Raw genomic sequence first — 13,157 nt, 5'->3', positions numbered from 1 at the left:
GTGTCCGGCGCCCCCTCGGGCGTCGTACGGGGCTGGGGTGGAAGGCCCGCGCTACTTCTTCTTGGCCTTGCTGCCCCACGGCATCCCGGCCAGGGCCGCGATGATCACGAAGGACCCGATCGGGATCAGCACGTACAGGCCGAGGATCTGGGCGACACTCAGGCCGGTTCCCGGGTCGTCGCCGTCGTCCCGGGTGAGGGCCATGGCGGGCGACGACAGCAGCATCATCAGCGTGACCGTTGCGGTGACCGCGCCGGCTCGCAAAGCGTTCCTCTTGTCCACGTTCCCCAACTTACCCGCCTCTTACGTCGCGGCGCTCGGCGGGGTCGGCCTTTCGGGACCCCTCACCAGGGCCCCTCGCCAGGACCCCGGCGAGTGCGCGGGCCGCCCCGTCCGCGGCGATCGCGTCCAGCGTGACCGGTGTCCCGGCGCCGTCGGCGACCGGCAGCCGCCAGTTCGGGTACTGGTCCCAGGTCCCGGGCAGGTTCTGCGGGCGCGGATCGCCCACCAGGTCCGGCAGCCAGACGCCGACCAGCTCCGCCGGGGTGGCCCGCAGGAACCGGTACAGCGCCTGCGCGGAGAGCGGCTCGCCCTCGGCCAGCAGGCCCAGCCGGGCCAGCTCGGCCCGCCAGTCGGCCAGCTCGGCCGCCGCCTCCGCCTGCTCCTCGCCGAGCGTGCGGGCCAGCAGCCCCAGTCGGTGGCGCAGCTCGACGTGCTCGCCGGACAGCCGGGCCGCCGTGCTCGGCAGGTCATGGGTGGTCAGGGTGGCCAGGCTGCCCGGCCGCCAGCGCTCCGGTGCGAGGACCTCGCCCTTCGACTGCCAGTCCCGCTCGAACCAGAGCACCGACGTGCCGAGGATGCCGCGCGCCGCCAACTCCTCCCGGACGCCCGGCTCCACGGTGCCCAGGTCCTCGCCGATCACCGCCGTCCCCGCCCGGTGCGCCTCCAGGGCCAGCACGCCGAGCATCGCCTCGGCGTCGTAGCGGACGTACGCGCCCTCGGTCGGCGTGTGGCCCTCCGGCACCCACCAGAGCCGGAACAGGCCCATCACGTGGTCGATCCGGATCGCGCCCGCGTGCCGGGCCGCCGAGCGGAGCAGCTCCGCGAACGGGGCGTAGCCGGCCGCGGCGAGCGCGTCCGGGCGCCAGGGCGGCAGGCCCCAGTCCTGGCCGTGGGCGTTGAAGGCGTCCGGCGGGGCCCCGGTCGAGATGCCGGCGGCGAGGAAGTCCTGGAGCGCCCAGGCGTCGGCACCGTCCGGGTGGACGCCGACGGCGAGGTCGTGGATCAGGCCGACCGGCATGCCGGCGGTGCGGGCGGCCTGCTGGGCGTGGGCGAGCTGCTGGTCGACCTGCCAGGCCAGCCAGCGGTGGAACTCCACCGCCTCCGCGTGCCCCTCGGCGGCCAGCGTGACGTGGGGGCTCTCCGGGTGGCGCAGGCCCTTCGGCCAGGCGTGCCGGTCGGCGCCGTGCACCTCGGCGAGGGCGTTCCAGAGGGCGTACCGCTCCAGCCACCCGCCCTCCCGGGCCCGGTACGCCTGGTACGCGGCCTCCCGGCCGGCGCCGCGCGGGACCTCGTGCAGCAGCTCCAGGGCGCGGCGCTTGAGCGCCCAGACCGCGTCCCGGTCGATCAGGCCGTCGTGGCCCAGCACCTCGGTGCGCAGCCGGGCGGCGCGGCGGCCCAGCTCCTCGGCCTCGGCGCGCTGCTCGCCCGTCAGGTAGGCGTACTCGGGCACCGCCTCGACCCGCAGGTGGACGGGGTCGGCGAAGCGGCGGGACGAGGGGCGGTAGGGGGACGGGTCGGAGGGGGTCGCGGGAAGGCCCGCGTGCAGCGGGTTGATCTGCACGAACCCGGCGCCCAGGCCTCCGGCCCACTGGGTGAGCTCGGCGAGGTCGCCGAGGTCGCCCATGCCCCACGAGCGGTCGGAGAGGACGGAGTACAGCTGGGCGAGGAAGCCCCAGCTGCGGCCCGGCAGCTGGGGCAGCCGCTCCGGCGCCACGATCAGGTGGGCGCGCTGCTCCTCCCCCGCCGTCTGCGCCGTCAGCGTGTGCCGGCCGAGCGGCAGGTCCGCCGGCAGCCAGTGCGAGTGCCCGCGCGGCAGCTCCCAGGCCCCGCCGTCCTCCAGCTCGACGCTCAGCCGCACGTCGGCCGGCACGTCCAGCGCCGTCCGCCGCCCGGCCCGCACCACCACGGTCGGCGGCAGCAACCGCGTGCGCTGCCCGGCCCGGTGACGCTCCAGCGCCTCCCGCGCCGCCTCAGGCGTCCTCGCCTCCACCCCCAGCGCGGCCAGCACCGCGACCAGTGTCCGTGCCCCCACCGGCACGCCCCCGGGGCCGTACCGGGTGTCCACCCCGTACGCCTGTGCCAACGCCACCAGCTCGGGCGGCGGAGGGGGCGCGTCCTGCGCCGGCACCTCCAGGCCGTCGGCTCCGTCACGGTCGAGATAAGCGGCCACTCGCGGCTCCTGCGATGCTCGGCAAAGCCCGGTCAGAACAGCCACAGTCCTACCCGCGTGACGACCCGGTCACCCGGCGCGACACGGCGCGGGGGCAACGTGTCGCACCGGGGGGGTGGCGCCGGGCCCGTGCCGGAGTCGGAGCCGGCCCGGCCGGGCCTACGAGATCACAAACGCCACAAACCAGGCATAGCCGTCGACGGCGTTGACACCGGCTGGGTCAACTGGTGGGCTTTGGCGCGATGTGGTCGATGCCTGGCGAGGAGGCTCCTGTGCAAGCCCGAGTGTCCGTCGCCGCAGGACGGCGGTTGCGGCAGCAGCTGGACCAGAGCCCGGCGCTGCGCGAGGTGTTGTACCACCCGGCCGCACTGGCGGCGCGGCGGGCCACGGCGCGGACGTGCCGTCAGCTGGCGCCCAGGACGGCGGACCGGCTGATCGCGGACCTGAAGGGGACGCCGCCGCTGCTGGCGTCGGTGCGGGCGGAGCGGGCGCTGGCCTCCCGGCCCGGGGCGCCGAGCCGGCGGACGCTGCAGGTGGCGGCGACGCTGTCGGCGGCGGCCGTGGTCGGCGGGCTGCTGGTCAGCGGGCCGGTGGCGTACGCGTACAGCCCGGGGCCGGACGTGGTGAGCACGGCGGCGCAGACGCCGCTGGGGAGCGTGAGCAACCCTCAGGTGTTCCCGCGGCCGCAGGAGCAGAGCGTGGCCGGCAAGCCGGTCGTGGTGCCGGCCGCCGTCACGCTGGTGACCGCGCCGAAGGCGGACGGCGGGGCGGTGGACACCGTCCGCGAGGTGCTGGGCGTGGCCGGGGCGACGACGGTGACGCCGCAGCCCGACGGCGGGACGCCGGCCGCCGGGTCGCTGGTGGTGTACGTCGGCGGGCCCTCCGAGGGCGCGGGCGGCGAGGCGGACCGGGTGCTGCGGGAGCTGACCGCGGCGGCGGGCGGCAAGGACGGCACCGCACCGTCCACCTCCGGGATGCCGGCCGGCGGGTACGTGCTGTCCGCGGGCCAGCTGCCGGCGCAGGGCGGCGGGACGTACGGCGCGGTGGTGCTGGCCGGGACGGACGCGGCGGGCACGTTCTACGCGGCGCAGTCGCTGCGCCAGCTGCTCGCGGCGGTGCCGGCCGGGCAGGGGCAGGCGGCGGGCGCGGCCGGTCTCGGGCTGCCGGGGATCACGCTGCGCGACTGGCCCTCGGGCGCGCCGGTGCGCGGGACGGCGGAGGCGTTCTACGGGACGCCGTGGAGCCAGCAGCAGCGGCTGGACCAGCTGGACTTCCTCGGCCGGTCGAAGCAGAACTTCTACCTGTACGCGCCGGGCGACGACGCGTACCGGCTCTCCCGCTGGCGCGACGGCTACCCGCAGGCGCGGGCCGAGGAGCTGAAGGCGCTGGCCTCCCGGGCCCGGCAGAACCACGTCACCCTCGGGTACGCGATCGACCCGGGGCAGTCGCTCTGCTACAGCTCGGCCAAGGACGCCGACGCGCTGGTCGCCAAGCTGGACGGGCTGCGCAAGCTCGGCTTCACCGCGTTCCAGCTCCAGTTCCTGGACGTCTCCTACGACGAGTGGCACTGCAGCGAGGACCGGTCCAAGTACGGCACCGGGCCGGCCGCCGCCGCCAAGGCGCAGGCCGAACTGATCACCAGGGTGAACGACCGGCTGATCGCGAGGAACCCCGGGCTGGCCCCGCTCTCCGTGGTGCCGACCGAGTACCACCAGCAGGGCGCCACGCCGTACCGCAAGGCGCTGGCGGCGGCGCTGCCGCAGGGCGTGCAGGTGGCCTGGAGCGGGGTCGGGGTGATCCCGGAGAAGATCACGGGCGCTCAGGCCGCCGACACCGGAACCCTGTACGGGCGGCCGCTGGTCACCATGGACAACTACCCGGTCAACGACGCCAACCCGGACCGGCTCTACCTCGGCGCCTACACCGGGCGGGACGCGGAGGTCGCCACCAGGTCGGCCGTCATGCTGACCGGCGCGATGCAGCAGCCGGTCGCCTCCCGGGTCGCGCTGTCCACCGCGGGGGACTTCGCCTGGAACCCGGCGGCGTACAAGCCGGAGGAGTCCTGGCAGGCCGCGCTGCGTTCGCTGGCCGGCCCGACCGGCGCCGCGACCACCCCGGCCGGGGCCGCGCTGTCGGCCGTCACGGCGCTGGCCGGCAACAGCTCGTCCTCGCCGCTGTCGAAGCAGGAGTCCGGCTACCTGGCCCCGCTGCTGGACCGGTTCTGGGCGACCGCCGAGCCCAACGCCGGTGCCGCGCCGGACCTCGCCAAGCTGATAGAGGCGGCGGGCCCGCTGCGGGACGCCTTCACCGCGATGGCGGGCGCGCAGCAGACCCTGGCGGCGACCCCGGCCACCGCCCCGCTGGCCGCCGAGGCCGGCCCCTGGCTGGCCCCGCTGCGCGACTACGGGCTGGCCGGCCAGGCCGCGCTGGACATGCTGCTGGCGCAGCGCGGCGGCGACGGCGCGGCCGCCTGGAAGGCCCGGGTGGAGCTGAACAAGCTGCGCGAGCAGCTCGGCCAGAGCCCGGCGACGGTCGGCGCGGGCGTGCTCGGCCCGTTCCTGGAGCGCGCCGTCCGGGCCGCCGACAACTGGGCGGGCGTGGTCGGCGGCGGGATCACCGCGACCAGCACGCTGGGCACCGCGCACGACCACCTGCCGGCCCTGATGGCCGACGGCGTGGCCGACACCTTCTACTGGAGCTCGGCGCCGCCGCAGCCGGGCGACTCGGTCGGCCTCGACCTCGGCGGCGGCCGTCCGGTCGGCAGCGTCACCGTGCTGATGGGCTCCTGGGGCAGCGGCCCCGACGGCGGGAGCGCGCTGGACGACTACATCCGCGACGGCGTGCTGGAGTACACCACCGGCGAGGGCGGCTGGAAGCAGCTGGCGCAGGTGAAGAACCAGAAGAGCGTCACCGCCCAGCTGCCCGCCGGCACGGTGGTCCGCGGGGTGCGGCTGCGCGCCACCGCCGCGCAGAAGACCGCTGTGGCGGTGCGCGAGTTCACCGTGACCGCGCCGGACGAGGCCCCGGCCAGCGTCACCGGCGGTCCGGAGGCGCTTCCCGGCGCCTCGGCCGCCGCCGTGCTGGACGGCAACCCGGACACCGCCTACCGGGCGGCCACCGCGCCGACCGCCACGGACGAGCCGCTCACCGTCGAGCTGGGTGCGGCCCGGCCGCTGGACCGGCTGACCATCCTCACCGACCCGAACGTGCGGGCCTCCGCCACCGTCGCGGTGCGCCGCGCGGACGGCACCTGGGCGGAGATCGGCACCGTCCAGCCCGGCTACAACGAGCTGTCGGCCGGCGGCCTGAGCGCGGACGCGTTCCGGATGGCCTGGAAGCCGGGCGGGGAACCGCCCGTGGTCAACCAGGTGATCCCCTGGTACGCGGACGTCCCGGTGGCCCGGCTGAGCCTGGCCGACGCGGCGCTGGACGTGGTCACCGGCGCGCCCGCACCGGCGCAGGCGCGGGCGATGGTCGAGGCGGGCCGCCCCGAGGGGGTCTCCGGCGAGCTGCGTGCCGAGGTGCCCGCCGTCGCCAAGGGCCTGACCGTGGCCCCGGCGTCCGCGGTGAACGTGCCGCGCGGCGGCCGGGTGGGCGTGCCGCTGATGGTCAGCGCCACTGCGGAGACGCCGTCCGGGACGTACCAGGTGCCGGTGGTGTTCGTGGCCGGGACGACGACCGTCCGGCAGGTGCTCCAGGTGCACGTGGTGCCGCCGACCGGCGGGCCGGACCTGGCGACCACCGCGCAGGCGAGCTCGTCGGCCGACGAGACGTCGAACTTCCCCGCGTCGGCGGTGGCGGACGGCGACCCGAAGACCCGCTGGTCCTCGCCGGCCAAGGACGACGCCTGGGTGCAGCTGGAGCTGCCGCAGGCCGCCCACCTGGGCTCGGCGGTGCTGCACTGGCAGGCCGCGTACGCCTCCGCGTACAAGGTCCAGGCCTCGGCGGACGGCAAGACCTGGACCACCGTGGCGACGGTGGACGACGGCAAGGGCGGCAACGAGACGGTGCGCTTCGACGCGCCGGGGGCGAAGTTCCTGCGGGTGCAGGGCGTCGCCCGGGCCACCAAGTACGGCTACTCGCTCTGGGGCGTCGAGCTGTACGGCGTCACGGCGGCGGCCCCGCCGGCCGGGCAGCCCGCCCAGCCGGCCACCCCGGCCACCCCGGCCACGCCGCCCGCCACCTCCCCGGCCACGCCGCCGGCCACGCCCGCCACGCCGCCCGCGAAGCCGTAGGGCCGCACCGGCCCCGTGCCGGGCGGGCGCACCCCGCGCAGACGGCGGGCCGCCGCGCTCCCCGGTGCGGGGTGCGCGGCGGCCCATGAGGCGTACCGAAGGTATGACGGGCAAGCCCTTGTGGAACGGGGTCAGGCGGAGAGCGGTTCCGGCTGCTCACCGCGGCGGACGGGGGCTGTGTGGGCGGCGTGCGCCCGGCCGAGCGGCACCGTGTGCCCGGCCTCACTATGGTCGTGGTGCTCGTACTCGCCCCACTGCGGGGCGCGCAGCTGGTCGCCGCCACCGTACGGTTCCAGGTAGGGACGCCAGCGCGGGTCCCTGATCCCGGTGCCGATGATGCGCCAGGCCAGGCCGCTCGGCGGGGCCGGCGGGCGCTTCATCCGCCAGCCGAGTTCGGTGAGGTGGCGGTCGGCCTTGGTGTGGTTGCAGCGGCGGCAGGCGGCCACCACGTTGTCCCACCGGTGCTGGCCTCCCCGGCTGCGCGGGATGACGTGGTCGACGCTGGTGGCGGCGGCCCCGCAGTAGACGCAACGGCCGTGGTCCCGGGCGAACAGCGCCCGGCGGGTGAGCGGGACGGGCCCGCAGAAAGGGACCCGGACGAAACGGGTCAGGCGGACGACGGACGGCGCCGGAAGGGCGCTGGTGGCGCTGTGCAGAGTGACTCCCGAGTCCTCCAGGCTGACCGCCTTGTGGTTGAGGACCAGGATGAGTGCGCGGCGCATCGATACGACGCCGAGTGGCTCGTAGGACGCGTTGAGGACCAGGACATGCGGCACGGATGCCTCCTTGGACGCCTGCGGCGCGTGGCTCGCGCCGGGACGAGCGGTTGGACCACGCAACGGGTGCGTGATCTCCCCCAGTGTCGCCTTACGCCTTTGTACGGCGCCACCACTCCTGTGTAACGGACCCGGTATGAACTCCGGGTGTGCTTTCCGTCATACCCGGTATGCCCTGGCGACGGACGGGTTGCACCCGGGCGCCCGCGCGGGGGCGGCCCGGCCGGTCGGAGCAGCCGGGGCGGCGGGCGGCGCGGGGCCGGTCAGGGGGCGGCGCAGGGGGCGGACCAGGGGCGGACCGGGGGCTCGCCGGGTCGTTGACGGGGCGTCCGGTCGGTTTCCGCGCGCCCGGCGGCAGCTCCTCCCGCCGGGTCCGGCGTGTCCGGAGGGCGCTTCGACGGCCGATAGGCTAAGGCGGACGGTCCGCAGGCCAGGGGCATGCTTCCGCGGCGGCGGGCTGTGCAACGCCCCCTGCAGGAAGGTCCCGCACGTGTTCAGGTCCGGTGCCGCCGGCCTCCTCGCCGACGCGTCCACGACGCTCACGTCCACGACGACACTCCCGGCCGCGCCGGGTTCGGCCACCTCCCCGGTCCCGGCCCCGAGCCCGACGGCCCCCGCACTGCCACAGCTCGACCTCAGAATCCCGACCAGCGCGCAGGAGGTCAGCGACACCACCAAACAGGCCGCCGGCTGGTTCGACTCGCACTGGCAGGACTGGCTGGCCGGCGGGGTGCGGATCGTCTTCATCATCGTGCTGGCGCTGGTGCTGCGGGCCGTGGTGCGCAAGCTGATCACCCAGCTGATAACGCGGATGACCAGGCCGAACGAGGACGACGACGAGCCCACCCGGCTCGGCGGACTGCTGGCCAACACCGGGGTGGTCAACCCCGAGCGGCGCCAGCAGCGCTCGGAGGCGATCGGCTCGGTGCTGCGCAGCGTGGCGTCGTTCACCATCCTGGGCACGGCCGCGCTGATGGTGCTCGCGGCGCTCGGGGTGAACCTGGCGCCGCTGCTGGCGAGCGCCGGTGTGGCCGGTGTGGCGATCGGTTTCGGCGCCCGCAACCTGGTCACCGACTTCCTCTCCGGGGTCTTCATGATCATGGAGGACCAGTACGGCGTCGGCGACGAGATCGACACCGGGGTGGCCACCGGGACGGTGCTGGAGGTCGGCCTGCGGGTCACCAAGCTGCGCGGGGCGGGCGGCGAGATCTGGTACATCCGCAACGGCGAGGTGAAGCGGATCGCCAACATGAGCCAGGGCTGGTCGACCGCCTCGGTGGACGTCCAGGTCGGCTACAAGGAGGACCTGGTCCGGGTCGAGGCGCTGATCCAGGAGACGGCGGAGACGCTCGCCAAGGAGGCGCCGTTCGACGAGCTGATCTGGGCGCCGGTGTCGATCCTGGGCGTGGAGTCGGTCGCCGCGGACTCGGTGGTGCTGCGGGTCGAGGCCCGGACGGCGCCGGGCAAGTCGCTGACCGTGGCGCGGGCGCTGCGGCAGCGGCTGAAGGCCGCGTTCGACCTGTCCGGGATCAAGGTCAAGGAGGAGGTCGCTCCGGCCGCCGGCGCCGCGGGCGCGGCCGCCGGGACGGCCGCGATGGTCGTGGCGACGACCTCGGCGACGCCGCCCACCGACGCCGCCCCGCCGTCCGCGCTGGCCGACCCGACCTCGCCGCGCTACCTGGCGACGGCGCCGATACCGGCACCGGTCAAGCCCGCCGACGACGCCGGGGCCAAGTCGCCCTGACGGCCGCGGGAGCGACCCGAAAACGGACCAAAGCCCCGCCTCCCGGACACCCCGGGGGGCGGGGCTTCGCGCTGCCCGGTAACGAGTCGGCATCCACCCTCGCAACGACCATTGACACCCTCCTGACGGGGACCGTACGGTCCTGTCTCAAGCGACTGGAAAGTTTCCTAACAGTTCGCTCCGGGGTCGCCCGGAGGATGCCGGCACCCACCCGGAGGCCGCCACCACCTGCAGGAAGAGGAGGATCTTCGCGTGACCAAGACGACCGCCAAGGCCCCCCTCGCCGGCACCCCCAGCCTGCTGCGGGCCATCAACGACCGCGCCGCCCTCGAACTGCTCCTGGAGAACGGCCCGCTCTCCCGCACCCAGATCGGCACCCTGACCGGGCTCTCCAAGCCCACCGCCTCCCAGCTGCTGGCCCGCCTGGAGGCGGCCGGGCTGGTCCTCCCGGTCGGCACCACCGCGGGCGGGCCGGGCCCCAACGCGCAGCTCTACCAGGTGAATCCGGCGGCCGGCTACGTCGCCGGGCTGGACGTCACCAACAGCCACGTGCGGGTCGCCGTCGCCGACATCACCGGCACCACGCTGGCCGAGCACGTCACCCCGACCAAGGGCTGGCCGGCCGCCGAGACCGTCACCCGGGTGGCCGCCGCGGCCGCCGAGACCGTCCGCGCCGCCGGACTCGCCGAGGGCAGCCTGCACAGCGTGGCGATCGGCGTCGGCGGCGCGCCCGACCCGGTCACCGGAAAGCTCCGCTACGCCTCCCACCTGCCCGGCTGGCACTCACCGCGGCTGGTGCAGGAGCTGTCGGAGGCGATCGGCGCCCCGGTGTCGATCGAGAACGACGTGAACCTCGCCGCCGTCGCCGAGCAGGCCTCCGGCGCCGCGCACGGGTTCGAGGACTTCGTCCTGCTCTGGGCCGGCGAGGGCACCGGCGCCGCGATCGTGATCGCCGGCCGGCTGCACCGCGGCTTCACCGGCGGCGCCGGGGAGGTCGGCTACATGCCGGTGCCCGGCTCACCGGTCGTGCAGAACGTGCGCCGCCGCAACTCCGGCGGGTTCCAGGAACTGGTCGGCGCCCCCGCCGTCCGGGCCCTGGCCCGGGAGTTCGGGCTCGGCGCGCCCACCGCGGAGGAGTCGCTCGCGAAGGCCCTGGCGACCCCGGGCGCCGGCGACGGGTTCCTCACCGCGCTGGCCGGACGGCTCGCCGTCGGGCTGGCCGTGATCGTCGCCGTCGTCGACCCCCAGCTCGTGGTGGTCTCCGGCGGTGTGCCGAGTGCGGGCGGCGAACGGCTGCGCGCACTCGTCGAGGAGGAGCTGGCCCGGATCTCGATCGCCCGGCCGGAGGTCCGCATCAGTGCCCTGCCCGGTTCACCCGTCCTGACCGGCGCGCTGCAACGCGCGCTGGCCGCCGCCCGCGAGGCGGTCTTCTCCACCCACTGACGCTCCCAGCGCACCCACCCGTCGTACCGCACCTGAAACCTCTCCCCCATTCCCCGAACGCGGGAGCCGAGGCAATGACGCCTGCCCGCGCACCCCAGGAGGACCTCGAAGTGCACCCCACCACCTCGCGCAGAAGCCGCCGCACGCTGGCCGCCGTCACCGGCAGCGCCGTCCTGGCCCTGCTCGCCACCGCCTGCACCGGCACCAACGACGCCGGCGGCAACGACGACTCGGCCTCCGGCAAGGACGTCACCATCACCTTCTGGCACGGCTGGAGCCAGGACTCCGAGGTGAAGGCGATCAACGACAACATCGCCGCCTTCGAGAAGGCCCACCCGAACATCCACGTCAAGACCGTCGGCAACATCGCCGACGACAAGGTCAACCAGGCCCTGCGGGCCGGCGGCGACGACGCCCCGGACGTGGTCTCCTCCTTCACCACCAACAACGTCGGCATGTTCTGCTCGACCAAGGCCCTCGCCGACCTCAAGCCCTTCCTGGAGAAGGACCGGATCGACGCCGCGAAGACCTTCCCGGCCGCGATGCTCAACTACACGCAGTACCAGGGCAACCAGTGCTCCCTGCCGCTGCTCGGCGACGCCTTCGGCCTCTACTACAACAAGACCGCCTTCGCCAACGCCGGCATCACCGCCCCGCCGAAGACCTTCAGCGAGTTCGCCGACGTCGCCGCCAGGCTGACCATCGCCGACGGCAGCGGCTACAAGCAGCTCGGCTTCATGCCGCTCTACCACGGCTACGAGTCCACCACCGAGCACTTCCTCGGCCAGTACGGCCCGACCTACTTCGACAGCCCCGGCAAGTCGAACCTCGCCACCGACCCCAAGATCGCCTCCATGCTGAACTGGCAGAAGGGCCTGGTCGACAAGCTCGGCGGGTACGACAAGCTGGACAAGTACCGCGCCACCTTCGGCGAGGAGTTCAGCGCCAAGAACCCGTTCCACACCGGCCAGGTCGCGATGGCCATCGACGGCGAGTGGCGCACCGCCTCGCTCGCCGAGAACAAGCCCGACTTCGAGTGGGCCACCGCGCCGTTCCCGGTGCCGGACGACCAGGCCTCCACCTGGGGCCGCGGCTACCAGACCGGCACCATCGTCGGCATCGCCAGCAGCAGCAAGAAGCAGGCCGCCGCCTGGGAGCTGGTCAAGTACCTGACCACCGACACCGACGCCGTGGTCAGCTTCGCCAACGCGATCCACAACGTGCCGAGCACCTTCGACGCCCTCAACTCGCCGAAGCTGATCAGCGACCCGAACTTCAAGACCTTCCTGGACATCGCCAAGAACGCCAACTCCGGCACCACGCCGGCCAGCGTCAACGGCGGCGCCTACATCGTCTCGCTGCAGAACCTCGGTTACGCCTACGAGTCCGGCCAGCAGAAGGATCTCGCGGGCGGCCTCGCGGCCACCGCCAAGGAGATCGACGCCGCCATCGCCCAGGCCAAGTAGCCGCGGCCCCACGGAGCTCCCATGTCACTCGCGCTCGGCACCCGCAAGGGGACCGGAGCGGCCGGCCCGGCGGCGCCCTCCACGCAGCACCTGCTGCGCCGGAAGCGCCGCCGGGAGGCGGCCCGGACCCTCGCCTTCCTCTCCCCCTGGCTGATCGGCTTCAGCGTCTTCTTCCTGTACCCGCTGATCTCCACCGTCTACTTCTCCTTCATGAAGTACAACGGCTTCACCGCCCCCACCTTCAACGGCCTGAAGAACTGGGACTACGTCTTCAACGACTACCCGTCCTTCTGGCAGGGCCTGCGCAACACGCTCTGGCTCGTCGTCGTCATGGTGGCGCTGCGGGTGACGTTCGGCCTCGGCATCGGGCTGCTCATCACCAAGATCAAGACCGGCGTCGGCTTCTTCCGCACCGCGTTCTACCTGCCCTACCTGGCACCGCCGGTGGCCGCCACCGTCTCCTTCGCCTTCCTGCTCAACCCCGGCACCGGCCCGGTCAACCACTTCCTCGGCGAGATCGGCCTCCCCCAGCCCGGCTGGTTCGCCGACCCGGCCTGGTCCAAGCCCGCGCTCACCATGCTCGCCATGTGGGGCATCGGCGACCTGATGGTCATCTTCATGGCGTCCCTGCTGGACGTCCCGAAGGAGCAGTACGAGGCCGCCGAACTGGACGGCGCCGGCCCGTTCCAGCGCTTCCGGTACGTCACCCTGCCGAACATCTCGCCGATCATCATGTTCGCGGTGGTCACCGGGGTCATCCAGACCATGCAGTACTACACGCAGGCGATCGTCGCCGGGAAGGTCGCCGGCGGCATCGCGGGCAACTCCGGGCAGCAGTTCGAGCCCGGCTACCCGCAGGGATCCACCTGGACCCTGCCGCAGATGGTCTACAACCTCGGCTTCCAGCGCTTCAACACCGGCGCGGCCTGCGTCGTCGCCCTGGTGCTGTTCGCCATCTCCATGGCCGTCACCTCGATCCTGCTGCGCCGCAAGTCCGGCTTCATGGCGAGCGACGACTAGCGGACCAGTGAGGACACGATC

The 13,157-nt window shown here is 74.2% G+C and carries 8 protein-coding genes; 5 read left to right on the top strand and 3 right to left on the bottom strand.

The features are described from left to right. Positions 1-51: 51 nt before the first annotated feature. Complete coding sequence (locus tag ACFC1F_RS11720; RefSeq protein WP_209411657.1) at positions 52-282, bottom strand: hypothetical protein; 231 nt, start codon at positions 280-282, stop codon at positions 52-54. A 10-nt stretch (positions 283-292) separates the two neighbouring features. Next, on the bottom strand, positions 293-2,416 hold the full coding sequence (malQ, locus tag ACFC1F_RS11715; RefSeq protein WP_376157399.1) for a 4-alpha-glucanotransferase: 2,124 nt from the start codon (positions 2,414-2,416) through the stop codon (positions 293-295). Between the two features lie 308 nt (positions 2,417-2,724). Here malQ and ACFC1F_RS11710 point away from each other — a divergent pair, with 308 nt between their 5' ends. After that, entirely contained in the window at positions 2,725-6,687 is a 3,963-nt protein-coding gene (locus tag ACFC1F_RS11710; protein WP_376157392.1) for a beta-N-acetylglucosaminidase domain-containing protein, read from the top strand. Between the two features lie 131 nt (positions 6,688-6,818). On the opposite strand, the gene ACFC1F_RS11705 is transcribed toward ACFC1F_RS11710, so the two are convergent. After that, entirely contained in the window at positions 6,819-7,463 is a 645-nt protein-coding gene (locus ACFC1F_RS11705) for an HNH endonuclease (protein ID WP_148642581.1), read from the bottom strand. A gap of 490 nt (positions 7,464-7,953) precedes the next feature. Between ACFC1F_RS11705 and ACFC1F_RS11700 the strand changes: the two genes are divergently transcribed. The 4 genes from ACFC1F_RS11700 to ACFC1F_RS11685 all read left to right on the top strand — a co-directional run bounded on the left by ACFC1F_RS11700 (position 7,954) and on the right by ACFC1F_RS11685 (position 13,136). Beyond that, positions 7,954-9,207, top strand: coding sequence for a mechanosensitive ion channel family protein (locus ACFC1F_RS11700; protein WP_376157390.1), 1,254 nt, complete (start codon positions 7,954-7,956; stop codon positions 9,205-9,207). 252 nt (positions 9,208-9,459) lie between these two features. Next, entirely contained in the window at positions 9,460-10,650 is a 1,191-nt protein-coding gene (locus tag ACFC1F_RS11695; protein ID WP_307853038.1) for an ROK family transcriptional regulator, read from the top strand. Positions 10,651-10,724: 74 nt separating this feature from the next. Beyond that, complete coding sequence (locus ACFC1F_RS11690; RefSeq protein WP_376157389.1) at positions 10,725-12,116, top strand: ABC transporter substrate-binding protein; 1,392 nt, start codon at positions 10,725-10,727, stop codon at positions 12,114-12,116. Between the two features lie 21 nt (positions 12,117-12,137). After that, complete coding sequence (locus ACFC1F_RS11685) at positions 12,138-13,136, top strand: carbohydrate ABC transporter permease (protein ID WP_209411652.1); 999 nt, start codon at positions 12,138-12,140, stop codon at positions 13,134-13,136. Positions 13,137-13,157 lie beyond the last annotated feature (21 nt).

Origin of the sequence: Kitasatospora sp. NPDC056181 (genome assembly GCF_042266225.1) — a bacterium.
In the GTDB taxonomy this organism is placed as follows: domain Bacteria; phylum Actinomycetota; class Actinomycetes; order Streptomycetales; family Streptomycetaceae; genus Kitasatospora.
Note: the sequence above shows the minus strand (reverse complement) of the source record. Positions and strands in the feature narration are given on the sequence as shown.

Excerpts from the sequence above, each read along its gene's own strand:
- ACFC1F_RS11690 (WP_376157389.1), top strand. The coding sequence starts at position 10,725 with ATGACGCCTGCCCGCGCACCCCAGGAGGACCTCGAAGTGCACCCCACC.
- ACFC1F_RS11685 (WP_209411652.1), top strand. The coding sequence starts at position 12,138 with ATGTCACTCGCGCTCGGCACCCGCAAGGGGACCGGAGCGGCCGGCCCG.